This is a genomic window from Hydrogenophaga soli (genome assembly GCF_054777695.1).
The window spans coordinates 79,918-95,852 of record NZ_BAAHAK010000006.1; the positions used below are offsets into that span (position 1 = coordinate 79,918).

11 protein-coding genes are annotated in these 15,935 nt (G+C 67.4%); 7 read left to right on the forward strand and 4 right to left on the reverse strand.

The window, feature by feature from the left end:
* Window positions 1–6: 6 nt before the first annotated feature.
* Window positions 7–2,403 carry a xanthine dehydrogenase molybdopterin binding subunit gene (gene xdhB, locus ACYVB7_RS12255; RefSeq protein WP_460507984.1) on the reverse strand — a complete coding sequence of 799 codons (2,397 nt, stop codon included), beginning with the start codon at window positions 2,401–2,403 and terminating at the stop codon, window positions 7–9.
* Window positions 2,400–4,031 (reverse strand): xanthine dehydrogenase small subunit, encoded by a 1,632-nt coding sequence (locus tag ACYVB7_RS12260; protein ID WP_460507986.1) that lies wholly within the window; start codon window positions 4,029–4,031, stop codon window positions 2,400–2,402. Before ACYVB7_RS12260 ends, xdhB begins: the two co-directional genes overlap by 4 nt.
* 71 nt (window positions 4,032–4,102) lie before the next feature.
* Between ACYVB7_RS12260 and ACYVB7_RS12265 the strand changes: the two genes are divergently transcribed.
* The 7 genes from ACYVB7_RS12265 (at window position 4,103) to ACYVB7_RS12295 (ending at window position 12,206) form a co-directional block, all read left to right on the forward strand.
* A complete protein-coding gene (locus tag ACYVB7_RS12265) occupies window positions 4,103–5,041 on the forward strand; it encodes a LysR family transcriptional regulator (RefSeq protein WP_460508348.1) in 939 nt (312 codons plus the stop codon).
* A gap of 72 nt (window positions 5,042–5,113) precedes the next feature.
* Entirely contained in the window at window positions 5,114–6,760 is a 1,647-nt protein-coding gene (locus ACYVB7_RS12270; RefSeq protein ID WP_460507989.1) for an ABC transporter ATP-binding protein, read from the forward strand.
* Window positions 6,747–7,802, forward strand: coding sequence for an ABC transporter permease (locus ACYVB7_RS12275; RefSeq protein ID WP_460507992.1), 1,056 nt, complete (start codon window positions 6,747–6,749; stop codon window positions 7,800–7,802). Before ACYVB7_RS12270 ends, ACYVB7_RS12275 begins: the two co-directional genes overlap by 14 nt.
* A 16-nt stretch (window positions 7,803–7,818) precedes the next feature.
* A complete protein-coding gene (locus ACYVB7_RS12280) occupies window positions 7,819–8,745 on the forward strand; it encodes an ABC transporter permease (RefSeq protein WP_460507994.1) in 927 nt (308 codons plus the stop codon).
* A gap of 48 nt (window positions 8,746–8,793) precedes the next feature.
* Window positions 8,794–9,951 (forward strand): BMP family ABC transporter substrate-binding protein, encoded by a 1,158-nt coding sequence (locus tag ACYVB7_RS12285; RefSeq protein ID WP_460507997.1) that lies wholly within the window; start codon window positions 8,794–8,796, stop codon window positions 9,949–9,951.
* A gap of 138 nt (window positions 9,952–10,089) precedes the next feature.
* Window positions 10,090–11,139 (forward strand): Rieske 2Fe-2S domain-containing protein, encoded by a 1,050-nt coding sequence (locus ACYVB7_RS12290; RefSeq protein WP_460508000.1) that lies wholly within the window; start codon window positions 10,090–10,092, stop codon window positions 11,137–11,139.
* Between the two features lie 38 nt (window positions 11,140–11,177).
* Window positions 11,178–12,206: an adenosine deaminase family protein gene (locus ACYVB7_RS12295; RefSeq protein ID WP_460508002.1), complete on the forward strand. Its 1,029-nt coding sequence runs from the start codon at window positions 11,178–11,180 to the stop codon at window positions 12,204–12,206.
* A gap of 21 nt (window positions 12,207–12,227) precedes the next feature.
* Here ACYVB7_RS12295 and ACYVB7_RS12300 read toward each other — a convergent pair whose 3' ends face one another.
* Window positions 12,228–14,648 carry a hypothetical protein gene (locus ACYVB7_RS12300; RefSeq protein WP_460508005.1) on the reverse strand — a complete coding sequence of 807 codons (2,421 nt, stop codon included), beginning with the start codon at window positions 14,646–14,648 and terminating at the stop codon, window positions 12,228–12,230.
* 68 nt (window positions 14,649–14,716) lie between these two features.
* The gene (locus ACYVB7_RS12305; RefSeq protein WP_460508008.1) at window positions 14,717–15,841 is read right to left on the reverse strand and encodes a DNA alkylation repair protein; all 1,125 of its coding nucleotides are present in this window, start codon (window positions 15,839–15,841) and stop codon (window positions 14,717–14,719) included.
* Window positions 15,842–15,935: the final 94 nt, after the last annotated feature.

Here is a 15,935-nt window from a genome sequence, read left to right on the forward strand (position 1 = left end):
CGGTGTTCAGGCCCGCAGCGCCCGCAGCACCCGCTCGGGCGTGGCCGGGGCGTCCAGCGTGAGCACCGGGCTGCGCCCGGCCTTCACCCGGGCCTGGGCCACGGCGTCGCGCAGCGCCTCCCACACGCTGATGCCCAGCATGAAGGGCGGCTCGCCCACGGCCTTGCTGCCAGCCACGTTGTCTTCGCGGTTGGCCTCGGGCCACAGCGCCACATGGAAGTGCGCGGGCACGTCGCCCGCCGCCGGAATTTTGTAGGTGCTGGGGGCGCGGGTCAGCAGCGCACCGGGGTTGCGGGCGGCGTCAGGGCGCTCCCACACCAGTTCCTCGGTGGTGAGCCAGCCCATGCCCTGCACAAAGCCGCCTTCGATCTGCCCGATGTCCAGCGCCGGGTTGATGCTGTGGCCCACGTCGTGCAGGATGTCCACGGCCAGCACCCGGCTCTCGCCGGTGAGGGTGTCGATGGCCACCTCGGTGCAGGCCGCGCCATAGGCAAAGTAATAAAACGGGCGGCCGCTGAGGGTGGTCTTGTCGTAGTGGATCTTGGGCGTGCGGTAGAAGCCGTCGCTCCACAGCTGGATGCGGTTGGCGTAGGCCGCCTGCACCACGTCGTTGAAGCGGTGGCGGCGCTTGGGGCTGGTGACCACACCCTGCGGTGTTTCGCCCGGGGCAAAGGGCTCGCAGGCAAAACGCACCTCGCCTGCGCCGCAGCCGTCCAGCCCGGCCACAAAGGCGGCCAGGTCGGTGCGCACGTTGCGGGCGGCGTACTGGGCGGCGCGGCCATTCAGGTCCGTGCCGCTGCTGGCGGCGGTGGCGCTGGCGTTGGGCACCAGGGCGGTGTCGCTGGCGCTCACCTGCACCCGGTGCAGGGGCAGGCCCAGTTCGTCGGCCACCACCTGCGCCACCTTGGTGTGCAGGCCCTGGCCCATTTCGGTGCCACCGTGGTTGATGCGCACGCTGCCGTCGGTGTACACATGCACCAAGGCCCCGGCCTGGTTGAACAGGGTGGCGGTGAAGCTGATGCCGAACTTCACCGGTGTGAGGGCCAAGCCGCGCTGGATGACCGGGCTTTGCGCGTTCCAGTCTGCAATGTCTTTTCTGCGTTTTTGATAGCAGCTTGTGCTTTCCAGTGAAGCGACAAGGGGCGAAATGATGTTGTCTTCCACCGCCATCTGGTAGTGGGTGATGTTGCGCCCGGCCACGCTGGCCGCTTCGCCCGGGGCGGGCGATTCGCCGTAGAAGTTGGCCTGCCGCACGGCCAGCGCATCCAGGCCCAGGTGGCGGGCGATGTCGCCCAGGATGGTTTCGATGGCAATCACGCCCTGCGGCCCACCAAACCCGCGGTAGGCGGTGTGGCTTTGGGTGTGGGTTTTGCAGCGGTGGCTGGTGATGTCCACATCGGCCAGGAAGTAGGCGTTGTCGGTGTGGAACACGGCCCGGTCGGCCACGGGGCCGGACAGGTCGGCTGAAAAGCCGCAGTGTGCGTACTGCACCACCTTCAGCCCGCACAGGCGGCCCTGGTCGTCAAAACCCACGGTGTAGTCGATGCTGAAGGGGTGGCGCTTGCCGGTGATGAGGAAGTCGTCGTCCCGGTCCAGCCGCATCTTCACCGGGTGGCCGGTGTGGTGGGCGGCCAGTGCGGCCCACACGGCCAGGTGGCCGCTCTGGGTTTCCTTGCCGCCAAACCCCCCGCCCAGGCGGCGGGTTTCCACGCGCACGCCGTGCAGGTCCAGCCCCAGCGCGTGGGCCACCCAATGCTGCACCTCGCCGGGGTGCTGGGTGCTGCTGTGCACCAGCCACTGGCGCTGCTCCTGCGGGATGGCGTAGGCAATCTGCCCTTCCAGGTAGAAGTGCTCCTGCCCGCCCACCTCGAACTGGCCGCTGAGGGTGTGGGGCGCACGGGCCAGGGCGGCGTGGGCATCGCCCCGGGCCACGTGCACCGTGGGCAGCACGTACTGGGCTTGCGCGTGGGCCTCGCGGGCGTGCAGCACGGCGGGCAGGGGGGTGATGTCGGCCTGCACCAGCCGGGCGGCGCGGCGGGCGGTGTCCACGGTGGTGGCCACCACCAGCGCCATGACCTGGCCCACGTGCTGCACGGTGTCGCGGGCCAGCACGGGCTCGTCGTGGGCAAAGGCGGCCAGGATGGGGTCGCCGGGGATGTGCTCCGCGGTGACCACGGCCACCACGCCGGGCAGCGCCAGCGCGGCACGGGTGTCCAGCCCGTTCAGGCGGCCATGGGCCACGGGCGAGAGCACGGGGGCGGCGTGCAGCGTACCTTGCAGCTCGGGCAGGTCGTCGATGTAGCGGGCCTGGCCGCAGACCTGGGCCACCGCGCTTTCATGCGGGTGGCTGCGGCCCACGGCGGTGTGCGGAGCGGTGGGGTTCACGGTGTGGGCGGCGTTCATGCGGCGGCTCCCGGGGTGGGCAGGGGGGTGAGCGCGGTGAGGGCCGCCAGGTCGGTGTGCTCCAGGTTGAGGGGCGCGGTGGATTGGCTTTCGGCCCAGGCGCGTTGCAGCAGCCCGGCCAGCACCTCGCGGCGGTAGTGGGCGCTGGCGCGCATGTCGCTGATGGGGTTGAACTCGGCGGCCAGCACCTCGCCCGCACGGGCGGCGGTGTCGGCGGTCCAGGCTTGGCCGGTCAGCGCGGCCTCGGTCTTCACGGCGCGCACCGGGGTGGCGGCCACGCCGCCCACACCGATGCGGGCGGCCTGCACCATGCCTTGGTGAAGGCTGAGGTGGAGCCCCAGGCAGACGGCGGAAATGTCGTCCTCATACCGTTTGCTGACCTTGTAGGCCCGCAGCCACTGCCCGCTGGTGGGGGTGTGGGCCGGGGCCTGGCTGGGTTGCACCGCGGGCAAGCTGGGGACGACGCTGGGCAGGCTGGTGACACTGGGCAGGGGCAGCACGATGTGGGTCAGCACCTCGGTGGGGGTCATCACGTTCTGGCGGTAGCCGGTGTAGAGCTGCTCCAGCGGCAGTTCGCGGGTGTGGATGCCGTCGTTCCAGTGCGCCAGCCGCACGCGGGCGCCCAGGGCCAGCAGCACGGGCATGCTGTCGCCAATGGGCGAGCCGTTGGCCACGTTGCCGCCCAGCGTGCCCGCGTTGCGCACGGGCATGCCGGCAAACCGCGCGGCCCAGCCCGCCAGCGCGGGCCAGCGGGCCACCAGGGCGTCGAACGCATCGGTCAGGCGCACCGCCGCGCCAATCACCAGCTGCCCGGCGTGTTCGGTGACGGTGCCCAGCTCGGCCACGCGGGTCAGGTCCAGCACGCGGCTGGGGGTCTGGAAGCCTTTGGTGACCCACAGGCCCACGTCGGTGCACCCGGCCACCAGCTGGGCTTGGGGGTGGGTGGCTCGGGCCTGCAGCAGGGCGCTGAGGGTGGTGGGGGCGTGGTAGCAGGCATCCGCAGGGTTGCAAGAAAAAACAGGCTCTGGCGCTTTTTCTGAAAGCGAAGGCAGCTCATGTTTTGATAGTGGCAGGTTCAGCATGGCCTGGGCCGCGTCCAGGATGGGTCGGTAGCCCGTGCAGCGGCACAGGTTGCCCGAGAGGGCGTGCAGCGCGTCGTCGCGGGTGATGGGTTGTGGCGGCTGGCCGCTGGCCAGGGCGGCGTCGGTGCGCTGGCGGTACAGGGCGTACAGGCTCATGGCAAAGCCGGGGGTGCAAAAGCCGCACTGGCTGGCGTGGCTGTCCACCAGGGCCTGCTGCACGGGGTGCAGGTGGCCGTGGGGGGTGGCCAGGTCTTCCACCGTCCACACGGTGCGGCCCTGGGCCGCGTGGGCGAGGTGGATGCAGCTGTTCACCGCCCGGGTGCGGGTGCCGCCCTGGCCGTCGGGTTCTTCCAGCACCACGGTGCAGGCCCCGCAGTCGCCCGAGCGGCAGCCCTCCTTGGTGCCGCTCAGGTGCAGGTCTTCGCGCAGCACCTGCAGCAGGGTGCGGTGGGGCGGCACGGCGTGCAGGGTCACCGGCTGGCCGCGGCGCAGCAGGGTCAGCGGGGGCGGGGCAGCGGGGGCGGGGGTGCGGTCGGGGGCGTCCATGTTCATCAGGGTAAGCAATTGCCATGCACGGGGCATACTGCTTGTCATATTGACCGCATGGTTCCATGGGTATGAAACCGCAGCCGCTTTTCGACAAGATCGACCTCCATCTCATCAAGGTGTTGCATACCGTGCTGTCTGAACGCAGTGTGTCCCGTGCCGCCGTCCGCCTGGGCATGTACCAGCCGGCGGTCAGCAGCGCATTGAAGCGGCTGCGCGAGCTGTCGGGCGACCCGTTGCTGGTGCGTTCGGGCAGCCTGATGGTGCCCACCGAGGCGGGCTTGCGCATGCTGGAGCCCGCAGCGCACATCCTGCGCAGTGCCGAGACGCTGTTTTCCGACGCCCGCGGGTTTGACCCCGCCACCTCGGAGCACACCTTTTCCATCGCCGCCAGCGACTACCTGGACCCGCTGTTCCTGCCGCAGCTGGTGGCGCGGGTCAAGCAGCTGGCACCGCTGTGCCCCATTGAAATCCACTCCCTCAGCGGCAAGGCCGACTACCGGCACCAACTGGCCCAGGGCGAGGTGGATGTGGTGGTGGGCAACTGGCCCAAGCCCCCGCAGGATTTGCACCTGGGGCGGCTGTTTGGCGACGAGGTGGTGTGCCTCATCGGCCAGCACCACCCGGCGGCGCGCCGCGGCTGGGCCAGCGTGCAAGACTGGCTGGACGCCGAGCACGTGGCCCCCATGCCCACCCACCCCGGCGCTCGCGGCGTGATCGACGACCACCTGGCCGAGCAGGGGCTGGCGCGGCGCATCAGCACGCGCTGCGCTCACTTCGGCCTGATTCCTGGCATGGTCGCTGCTAGCCTGTTGGTGCTGACCACCGGACGGCAGTATTGCGAGCGTTTTGTGTCCGAGCTGCCGGTGGCCATCGTCGAGCCGCCCGTGGCCTTTCCCCGCATGATGTACTACCAGCTGTGGCACCCCAGAACGCACCAGTCCAGTGCAGGGCGGTGGTTGCGGGAGCAGATCAAGTCGGTGGCTGCGGCCTTGCGCAAAACACCGTGATACATTCATTTTGATAGCTTGATGTGCAAGACCAAAAAGCGGTAGAGCCACTTTTCAATCCAAAAAGAAGCAATGCAGCCTGACCATCCACCCCCCACGCCATCGGCCCCGCAGGCCGCCGCGTTGACGCCCCCGCCGCGCCTGGCCTTGCGCGGCATCACCAAGCGCTACCCCGGCGTGGTGGCCAACAGCAACGTGTCGCTGACGGTGCAGCCGGGCGAGGTGCATGCGGTGCTGGGCGAAAACGGTGCGGGCAAGTCCACGCTGATGAAAATCATCTACGGCTCGGTCAAGCCCGACGAGGGCGAGGTGCTGTTCAACGGCCAGCCCGTGCACATCCGCAACCCGCAGGAGGCGCGGGCGCTGGGCATCAGCATGGTGTTCCAGCACTTCAGCCTGTTCGAGGTGCTCACCGTGGCCGAAAACGTGTGGTTGGGCCTGTCCAAGAGCCTGCCGCTGGCCGAGGTGACGCGCCAGATCCGCGAGACCGCCACCGCCTACGGCCTGGACATCGACCCCGAGCGCCCGGTGCACACCCTGAGCGTGGGCGAGATGCAGCGGGTGGAAATCATCCGGGCGCTGCTGACGCACCCGCAACTGCTGATCCTGGACGAACCCACCTCGGTGCTGACGCCGCAGGCCGTGGAAAAGCTGTTTGTGGTGCTGAAAAAGCTGGCGTCGGAAGGCTGCAGCATCCTCTACATCAGCCACAAGCTGCACGAAATCCGCGAGCTGTGCACCGCCTGCACGGTGCTGCGTGGCGGTCAGGTCACTGGCGTGTGCAACCCGCAGGAAGAAAGCAACGCCTCGCTCAGCCGTTTGATGATCGGGGCCGAGCCCCCGGCGCTCACACTGCGCGAGCAAGCCCCGGGCGAGGTGGTGCTGAAGGTGCAGCGCCTCAGCTTGAAGCGGTCCGACCCGTTCGGCACCGACCTGGACGCCATCGGCTTTGACGTGAAGGCGGGCGAGGTGGTGGGCGTGGCCGGGGTGTCCGGCAACGGCCAGGGCGAGCTGCTGCGGGCGCTGTCGGGTGAAGACCCGCGGGCCCCCTCCGACACCATCACCCTGCACGTGGGCATGAATGCCCCGGCCTGGGTGCCATCCAACGTGCGCGGCAAGGCGCACGACATCAGCGGCATGAGCCCGGCCCACCGGCGCAAGCTGGGGCTGCACTTTGTGCCCGAAGAACGGCTGGGCCGCGGTGCCGTGCCCTTGCTGGGCCTGGCGCACAACCTGCTGCTGACGCGGCGCGAGGCGGTGTCGCCCGCCACGGGTTGGCTCCACCTCAAGACCCTGCGGGCGCAGGCCGAGGACATCATCCAGCGTTACAAGGTCAAGACGGCGGGGCCGGATGCGGCCGCCAAGTCGTTGTCGGGGGGCAATTTGCAGAAGTTCATCGTGGGCCGAGAGATCGAGGCCAAACCCGCGCTGCTCATCGTCAGCCAACCCACCTGGGGGGTGGACGTGGGCGCGGCGGCGCAGATCCGCGGCGAAATCCTGGCGCTGCGCGACGCCGGTTGCGCGGTGCTGGTGGTCAGCGAAGAGCTGGACGAGCTGTTCGAAATCTCCGATCGCTTGCACGTCATGGCCAAGGGCCGGCTGTCGCCCAGCCTCAGCCGCGCCGAGGCCACGGTGGAACGCATTGGCGAGTGGATGTCCGGCCTGTGGGACGGGGATGCCGCCACCAACGTGAAGGAGGTGGCCCATGCTCAAGCTTGAAGCCCGGCCTCAGCCGTCCAAGGCCTGGAGTTATTCGTCGCCCGTTCTGGCGCTGGCCATCACGGTGCTGATTGGTGTGGCGCTGTTCGTGGCGCTGGGCAAGGACCCGGTGCGGGGCCTGCAGGTGTTTTTCTGGGAGCCCATCAAAAGCGGCTACGCGCTGGCCGAGCTGACTGTCAAGGCCACGCCGTTGCTGGTCATTGCGCTGGGGCTGGCGGTGTGTTTCCGCTCCAACGTGTGGAACATCGGGGCCGAGGGGCAGTTTGTGGTGGGGGCCATGGCCGCCGGGGGCGTGGCCCTGCTGGCCGAGCCAGGGGGCAGCCGCTGGATCGTGGTGGCCATTGTGCTGGCGGGCATCCTGGGGGGCATGGCCTGGGCGGCCATCACCGCCTGGCTGCGTGACCGTTTCCACGCCAACGAAATTTTGGTCAGCCTGATGCTGGTGTACGTGGCCATCCAGCTGCTCAACTACATGGTCTACGGCCCGTGGAAAGACCCCATGGGGTTCAACTTCCCGCAGACCAAGACCTTTGACGCCATCACCCAGATTCCGCGGCTCATCCCGGGCTCGCGGGTGTCCATCGGCCTGCTGCTGGCGTTGGCCGGGGTGGCGGCGTTGTGGGTGTTCCTGTTCCGCACCTATGCCGGGTTTGCCCAGCAGGTGGGTGGCCTGGCCCCGGCGGCGGCGCTGTACGCGGGCTTCTCGTCGCGCAAGGCGCTGTGGATTGCGCTGCTCACCAGCGGTGGCGCAGCCGGGCTGGCCGGTGCGCTGGAGGTGGCGGGGCCCATCGGGCAGCTCACGCCCTATGTGCCTGCGGGCTACGGGTTTGCGGCCATCATCGTGGCGTTTGTGGGGCGGCTGCACCCGGTGGGCATGGTGTTTTCGGCCATCCTGATGAGCATGTTCTACATCGGCGGTGAGCTGGCGCAGTCGCGCCTGGGCCTGCCCAAATCCATCACCGGCGTGTTCCAGGGCCTGCTGCTGTTTTCGCTGCTGGCCTGCGACACGCTGATTGCCTACCGCCTGAAATGGGTGAAATGACCTCGGAGACCCACCCATGGACGCTTACGCACTGCTGATCGCTTCCACCCTCAACGCCGGGACCGTGCTGGCCATGGCCTCGCTGGGCCTGCTCATCAACGAGAAGGTGGGCATCGTCAACCTGGGGGCCGAGGGCATGATGCTCTGCGCCGCCCTGGCGGGTTTTGCTGCGGTGGTGCACACCGGCAGCACGCTGGCCGGGTTTGCCGCGGGCATGGCCGCGGGGGCTGTTCTGGCGGCCATCTTCGGCGGGCTGGTCATCTGGCTCAACACCAACCAATACGCCACCGGGCTGGCGCTGTCGCTGTTTGGCGGGGGCTTTTCGGCCTTTGCCGGCACCAGCTATGTGCAGGCCCGCCTGCCCGAGCAGGCCGGGGGCAGCTGGGCCATCCCGGTGCTGGGCGACATTCCGCTGGTGGGGCCTGCGCTGTTCCGCCACCACCCCATGGTGTACCTGACCATGTTGTTCACGGCCTGGCTCATCTGGTTTCTGTACCGCACCCGCACGGGGCTGGTGCTGCGCAGCGTGGGCGAAAGCCCCGAGTCGGCCCATGCCCTGGGCTACCCGGTGCGCCGAATCCGCCTGGCCGCCGTGGTGGCTGGGGGGGCGTTGTGCGGGCTGGCCGGGGCCTACATCTCCACCGTGTACACCCCGCTGTGGGTGGAGGGCATGGTGGCGGGCAAGGGCTGGATTGCGCTGGCCCTCACCACCTTTGCCACCTGGCGCCCGGCACGGGTCTTGCTGGGTGCCTACCTGTTCGGCGGGGTGACCATGCTGCAGTTTCACCTGCAAGGCGCGGGCGTCAACGTGCCCAGCCAAGTCCTGACCATGATGCCCTACCTGGCCACGGTGGTGGTGCTGGCGTTGATTTCCCGCAATCCCACCTGGATTCGGGTGAACATGCCCAGCAGCATCGGCAAGCCGTTTTACCCGGGTTCATAATCGTCCGATCGTTCTCTTTTTGTGTGGTTCGTTAGAGGAGTTTTTTCCATGACCGATGTCCAGAAGCGTTCGTTGTTGAAGGTTGCCGCGCTGTCCGCGCTGGCCTCTGCCGCCCTGATCGGCTGCGGCAAGAAGGAAGAGCCCGCACCGGCTCCGGCGCCAGCACCTGCTGCGGCGGCCCCCGCTCCGGCCCCCGCACCCGAGCCTCTGAAGGTGGCGTTTGCCTACGTGGGCCCCGTGGGCGACGGCGGCTGGACCTTTGCCCATGACAACGGACGCAAGGCCGTCGAGAAGGAGTTCGGCGACAAGGTGAAAACCAGCTTCGTCGAAAGCGTGCCCGAGAGCGCCGATGCCGAGCGCGTGTTGCGTGACATGGCCGCCCAGGGCAACAAGGTCGTCTTCGGCACCACCTTTGGTTACATGGAGCCCATGCTCAAGGTCGCGGCCGACAACGCCGAGGTCAAGTTCGAGCACGCCACTGGCTACAAGACTGCGCCCAACATGCGCACCTACGACAGCCGCACCTACGAAGGCGCGTACATGGCGGGCGTGATCGCCGGTTCCATGACCAAGAGCAACACCCTGGGCGTGGTGGGCTCCATCGCCATCCCCGAGGTGATCCGCAACATCAACAGCTTCACGCTGGGTGCGCAGTCGGTCAACCCCAAGGTCAAGACCAAGGTGGTGTGGGTGGGCGAGTGGTTCAACCCGCCCAAGGAAACCGAGGCCGCCACCTCGCTGATCAACGGCGGGGCCGACATCCTGTTCCAGAACACCGACTCGTCCGCTGTGCTGCAAACCGCTGGCAAGCTGGGCAAGCGCGCCTTCGGCTGGGACAGCGACATGTCCGCCTACGACCCCAAGGCCCACCTGGCCTCGTCCGTCATCAACTGGGGCCCGTACTACGTGAAGGCCGTGGGTGACGCCCTCAACGGCACCTGGTCCACCGGCAGCGTGTGGTGGGGTGTGAAGGAAGGTGCGATCGACCTCGTCTCCATCGCCGAAGACGTGCCCGCCGAGACCAAGGCCAAGATCGACACCATCAAGGCCGGTCTGAAGGACGGCAGCTTTGCCATCTGGAAGGGCCCCATCAAGGGCCAGGACGGCAAGGAAGTGCTGAAGAAAGACGAAGTGGCTGACGACGCCTTCCTGGGCGGCATCAAGTTCTACGTCAAGGGCGTGGAAGGCAAGGTGCCCGGCGGCTGATGCCTGGCTGAGGCTGCACAAGCTCCCCTGTGGGGCTTGATCTGGATCAGGCCGCCCGTTCGTTGTGCGAACGGGCGGCCTGTTTGTTTGGCATCGGCGATATGCTGCCTGCCCCGAGAAGACAAGAGGAGCTCCACCATGGAACACATGCTGTGGCACCCGGTGGCGTTGGCTGCCGACGTGAGCCACCAACCCCAGGCCGTGACCTTGCTCAACCAGCCCCTGGTGGTGTGGCGCGAGGGCGGTGGCGAGGGCCATCCTGACGGGGAGGGCTCTATCCACGTCTGGCACGACCACTGCCCGCACCGCGGGGCCAAGCTGTCCATGGGCGAGGTGGTCAAGGGGCCGGACGGGCGCTTCCGGCTGGCCTGCCCCTACCACGGCTGGGCGTTCGGTTCCACCGGGCGTTGTGAACACGTGCCGGCTCAGCCCGACTGGCAGCCCCCCGCCACCCACGCCACCACCGTGTGCGAGGTGACCCAGCAGCAGGGCCTGGTGTGGGTGCGCTTGAAAGCCCCCGACGACACCGTGCCCGACACCCTGCGCGAACCCCATCGCCTGCCCGAGGCCGACCAGCCCGGTTGGCGCAACGTGTGGTGCGGCCCGTACACGGTGGCCACCAGTGCCCCCCGACTGGTCGAGAACTTTTTGGACATGAGCCACTTCGGTTTTGTGCACCGCGGCTACCTGGGCGACGCAGAGCATGCGAAGGTGGATTCCGGTCAGGTGCAGGAGCTGAAGGACGAGAACCAACTGGCCAGCGGCGTGTTGGTGCACGAGGCCCTGGCCTGGCAACCCCACGGCTATGCCGACGCCGCCGAAGGCTGCCCCGTGCGCTACCGCTACAGCGTGCCCGCACCCTATGCCGCCACCCTGTGCAAGGAGGCGGACACCGAGGGCGGGCCGTCCAACGCCATCGGGCTGTTCATCCAACCCGAGGCGCACGAAAGCTGCCGCGCCTGGTTCTTGATGTCCACCCGGGGCGACCCCAGCACCGACGCTGAACTGCGCGCCTTCCAGGACACCGTGTTCTTGCAGGACAAACCCATCGTGGAATCGCAAACCCCGCGTCGCCTGCCCATCACCGGGCTGGGCGCATGGCGCGAGGTGCATGGCCCGGCGGACCGGGTGTCGTCGGCGTACCGGCGCTTCCTCACCCGCCTGGACGTGAGCACCGGCATTTGCTGAGCGCGTTTTCTTCTGTTTTTTCCCCTGAAAGATTGGCCGTGACCTCCTCAACCCCCCATGCGGCGGTGGCCCTGGCCCGCCGCATCCCCAAGGCCGAGCTGCACATCCACATCGAAGGTTCGTTGGAGCCCGAGCTGATTTTTGCGCTGGCCCAGCGCAACGGCGTGGCGCTGGCCTACCCCAGCGTGGAAGCGCTGCGGGCGGCCTACGCCTTCACCGACCTGCAAAGCTTTCTGGACATCTACTACGCCGGGGCCAGCGTGCTGCTGCACGAGGCAGACTTTTTCGACATGGCCATGGCCTACTTCGAGCGGGCACATGCCGACCACGTCATCCACGCCGAGCTGTTTTTTGATCCCCAGACCCACACCGCCCGCGGCGTGCCCATGGCCGCCGTCATCGGCGGGCTGAAGCGCGCCTGCGACGAGGCCCGCGCCCGCTGGGGCCTCACCAGCCATTTGATTCTGTGCTTCCTGCGCCACCTCAGCGAGGCCGACGCCCAGGCCACGCTGGACGCGGCACTGCCCTTCCGCGAGCACTTCATCGGCGTGGGCCTGGACAGCAGCGAGGTGGGCCACCCACCCGAGAAATTTGCCCGCGTGTTCGCCCGCTGCCGCGAGCTGGGGCTGCGCATCGTGGCCCACGCGGGGGAAGAGGGCCCGCCCGACTACATCTGGCAGGCGCTGGACGTGCTGCAGGCCGAACGCATCGACCACGGCGTGCGCAGCCTGGAAGACCCGGCCCTGGTGGCCCGGCTGGCCGCCCAGCGCGTGCCGCTGACGGTGTGCCCGCTGTCCAACCTCAAGCTGTGTGTGGTGAAGGACTTGGCAGACCACCCCATGAAGCGCCTGCTGGACGCCGGGCTGTGCGCCACCGTCAACTCGGACGACCCGGCCTACTTCGGCGGCTACCTGAACGAGAACTTTGCCCAGACGGTCCAGGCCCTGAACCTGTCGGAAGCCGACGTGGCTCAACTGGCCCGCAACAGCTTCGAGGCCAGTTTTGTGTGCGATGAACACCGGCAGGCCATGATGCAAAAACTGGAGCAGGCTTTGCAGGTGGATTAAGCGCTAGAGGGTAAAAATCCTTCAATAGTCAGTCCACTTGATGCCCCCGCCGCACAAATAGCCCATGGCATGGTCAATGCGGCAGGCCAATTGGGGGCGGTTTGCGGTCTCGGCCTCGCCACGCAGGTATGTGGCCGCACCCTCGTGCCAAAAGAAGACTGCGTCACGCTCCATCGCCCGCAATACGGGGCCCCAGTCGGGATCTGGCAACCACTTCATCAGAGACGTGACCACCCCGTGCTGGTCTCTGTGCACCACTCTGTCCAGTTGGTTGGCGTTGGCAAACAGCACGGCAATGCGGCGGCGTTTGTCGGCCAATGGCAGGTCCGCCTGGGCCAGCTTTTCAATTTCGGTAGCGGTCCACCGGGGGGCAATGCCCGCGGCCAGCAGGCGGCGCACCTCGGCATGGTCCAGCGCGGCCACCGCCGTTTGGTAGGCCTGACGGCGGGCGGTGCCCAAGGTTTCCACCAGTGACTCTATGTACACCTTATCCCCTTGGCGCAGGCTGGCCAGCAGAGAGGCCAGTTGGCTTGGGGTTGCTTGTGCTTGCTCGCCATCTTCTGCGGAGGGCAGGTCGGTGATGCCGTCGCACCATGCTTCTCTGTCAGCAGGCCGTTCTTCACACTGGTGCAGCAACACGTCCTTCAGCAACCGGGCTTCGGGGCCTTCCACGCGGTGCAAGCCCCGCTGGTTGGCATCCCATGTCAAGGCTTTGGGCAGCACGGCGTAGGTTGAGCAGGGGGAGCCTGTGCGCCCCGCAGTCAGCAGGTAGCGCTGTTGGGTTTGAGTGTCCAACACGGCGGTCAACGGGTGTTCACTGCTGTTGGCTGCAATGCCGCCATGCAAGATCCGCCCTTGGTCTTCCTGCCACAGTTCACTGTCTTCGCGAGGGTCAACGGCTGCGCAGTTCAGTGAGCCGTCTCGGGTTGGACCCGAGAAAAAGTCGTCGCTGACCGTTGGGTAATACGTGCCGATGGCTACACCACTGACCACCAACCCACAGTGGCGTTGCCCAGGGACATCCACGGCTTGCACGGTTTCCATGGGTTGATTCCGTTCACTGGCCTCAAGCAGGGCATTCAGCCACAAGTCATTGAATTCCAGGCGGCAGCTCAAGGGCACGCGGACCAAGCGGGGCGGCGTTTGTGGGGGCTTGGGCCAATGGTTCACGGCTTCAATGTCTGAAGGGGGCAAACCGGCCACCGGACTGAGGACGCCCTGTTGGCGCAAAAACGCCAGTTTGGCCGCCGTTTCCGTGGCGTTTCGGTCTGAAGAACGGCAAGCATTCCAGTTGTCGTCTAGGCGGTAGGCCTGCAGCACCAGTGTGGGGGCACGTTCGCGGGCGTTGGTGAAGTGGCGCTGAAAATCGGGCCACAGTGCTTGGAACTCAGCCGCGTCCACGGCGCTCAGCAGGCAGTCGGTGGCGTCGGCATCGTGGTCGTTGTAGCCACTGGCAAACAAGCCGGGCCACAGCTGGGGCGGGATGCGGCTGGCCAAGGCCTTTCGGGGCGGCGTTCCCAATTCGTAGCGCAGGGGTTGGTTCACCCGCTGCCACAGCGCGGGCCAGCTCTGCGCCGCAGCGTTGTAGCGAGGCTTGTCGTTGCGATCCAGTTGGGCCTTGGATGCCTCGTCCAAGGTGTTTGCCAAGGCTTGTGCATGCTGGCGCACCAAGGCCAGTGGCAGGCGGGCCAGCGCGTTTTCCAGCCCGCCGTCCACGTCTTTCAACAGGTAGGGGAGTTGCCGCAGGCGTTTGCCATCGGCAAACACGGCCACAAACTCTTGCGGGCTGAGGCTGGCCGCCAGGGCCAGCCAGTCTTGAACCAGCTTGGCGTTGGGCGAGAGCCAAGGCTCCAAGGCTTGGTCAAAGAGTCTCTGGGCTTGTTGGGGCGGAGATGGCGCGGCGGAGGGGGCTGGCGGCAACGCCGAGGGTCGATCTGCGGCTTTGGTGAGGGCCGGTGGCTTGAGGGCGGGCTTCGGGGGTTGGAAGCCATGGCGTGTTTCCAGCACCTGAACGACTTCGGTGCGTTTGAATTGCCGGGCCAAGCTGTGGGCGGTTTCAGTTTCGCGATGGGCCAACACTTTCAGCGGGTCCGCCCCGTTGCGCAGCAGCCAAAGGGCCGTTCGCTCCATGCCCGCCCGCAGGGCATGGGCCAGCAGCGTGCCTTGGTGGCGCATGGCGTTGAAGTTGGCCCCGTCCTTTTGGAGTTGGCGCAGCCGCTCGATCAGCTCGGCTTCATTCTTGGGGGGCGGATCAGCGTCTTCTGGGATCAACCAGCCGCCGGGCCGTGGACTGCCGTTCGGCATGGACAGGAGGGCGGCAAATGCCGCATCGGTGGCTTCGGTGTTTTCGGCGCGTGTCCCTGCGTGTGTGGGGCCTGTCAGACCCAGCACAAGGCTCATCAACAGCAGCAAGGCGCGGGCGCGAACGGTGACAAAAAACATGGAGGCATCCCTGGGGTTTGGTCTTTTTTGAATCTGAGAATGATGGCAGAAGGGCGTGCTCTGAGGGGTCATCCATCGGCAGAGGCCACCAGATCAAACTCCCCCAGCGGCTGGGCACGCCCGTTCAGCAGCACCTCCACCCGGTGCAGGCCGGGGTGGTGTTTGCGGGTGGTCATTTCGGCCAGCGACAGCCGCTTGCTGAGGTGCTGCGTTTCATGGGTGGCCAGCGTCAGCGCCTTGAGCTTGAACACCTTGGGCCGGGTCTGGCCGTTGGCCTTGACGTAGTGCACGGCAAAGTCCACCAGCACCTGCTGGGGGTGGGGTGTGGGGTTGGCCACCGCCAGGGCCACGGTCACCGTGCCACCGATGGCGGCCACTGCCGGGGTCACCGTGGCGGTGTGCACCTGCACCTGGGCGGGGCCGCCAAAACCCAGGGCGTTCAGGGCTCCTGCCTCGCCGCGCTTGAGGGCTGTGCGCAAGGCATGCTGCACCACCCACCGCCGTTCGGGCGGGGCCTGGTGCAGCCAGGTGTGAGCGGTCTGGGCCAGCAGCTCGGGGTGGTCTTTGCCAATGTCGTTGAGGTTGTTGGCCACCGAGCGGCGCACGTACAGTGCGGGGTCGTCCTTCAAGCGCTCCAGCAGGGCCAGCACGGGTGTGGGGTCGCGCTGGAAGGCGGGCAGGCGCGGGGCCCAGGGCAGGCGGGGGCGCGTGCCTTCGGACACCAGGCGGCGCACGTGTTCGCTGGGGTCTTGGGTCCAGTGGGCCAAGCGCTCCAGCGTGGCCTGGGTGTGGTGCTGCAAAAAGGGGCGGATGCTGAACTCCGCCGAGAAGCGCTGCGTGAGCGCGTGCTGGGCCTGCATGGACGCCTCGAAATGCCCCAGGCCAAACTCGGCCACAAACAGCGTGTGCGGCAGGTACAGGAACGAGCCCAGCGACAGGTTGGGGTCCCGCCCGTGGGGCTGGCTGGCCGATGCGAGCAGGATGGCCAGGGCCTCGGGATAGTCGGTCGGCAGGTGCCGTTGCAAGACCCGCGCCATGTGCCGCCCGCGCGGCATCAGGGCCAGGGCGTCGTAGCCCGCCAGCACATCGGCCAAGAAGGCGTCCACACAGAAGCGCGGGTGAACCGCCGCCACCATGTGGGCAATGGCGCGGGGCACGTCCGGGCCGTATTGGGCTATGAGGGCTTCAGCCATGATTGTTCAAAAATGATAGCTGCTTGCGCTTTATGTGAAAGCGCTATGTGCCATTTTGTTTGTTTATTTTCAGGGGCAGGCAAATGACGGGTCA

Excerpts from the sequence above, each read along its gene's own strand:
- xdhB (WP_460507984.1), bottom strand. The coding sequence starts at position 2,403 with ATGAACGCCGCCCACACCGTGAACCCCACCGCTCCGCACACCGCCGTG.
- ACYVB7_RS12260 (WP_460507986.1), bottom strand. The coding sequence starts at position 4,031 with ATGGACGCCCCCGACCGCACCCCCGCCCCCGCTGCCCCGCCCCCGCTG.
- ACYVB7_RS12265 (WP_460508348.1), top strand. The coding sequence starts at position 4,103 with ATGAAACCGCAGCCGCTTTTCGACAAGATCGACCTCCATCTCATCAAG.
- ACYVB7_RS12270 (WP_460507989.1), top strand. The coding sequence starts at position 5,114 with ATGCAGCCTGACCATCCACCCCCCACGCCATCGGCCCCGCAGGCCGCC.
- ACYVB7_RS12275 (WP_460507992.1), top strand. The coding sequence starts at position 6,747 with ATGCTCAAGCTTGAAGCCCGGCCTCAGCCGTCCAAGGCCTGGAGTTAT.
- ACYVB7_RS12280 (WP_460507994.1), top strand. The coding sequence starts at position 7,819 with ATGGACGCTTACGCACTGCTGATCGCTTCCACCCTCAACGCCGGGACC.
- ACYVB7_RS12285 (WP_460507997.1), top strand. The coding sequence starts at position 8,794 with ATGACCGATGTCCAGAAGCGTTCGTTGTTGAAGGTTGCCGCGCTGTCC.
- ACYVB7_RS12290 (WP_460508000.1), top strand. The coding sequence starts at position 10,090 with ATGGAACACATGCTGTGGCACCCGGTGGCGTTGGCTGCCGACGTGAGC.
- ACYVB7_RS12300 (WP_460508005.1), bottom strand. The coding sequence starts at position 14,648 with ATGTTTTTTGTCACCGTTCGCGCCCGCGCCTTGCTGCTGTTGATGAGC.
- ACYVB7_RS12305 (WP_460508008.1), bottom strand. The coding sequence starts at position 15,841 with ATGGCTGAAGCCCTCATAGCCCAATACGGCCCGGACGTGCCCCGCGCC.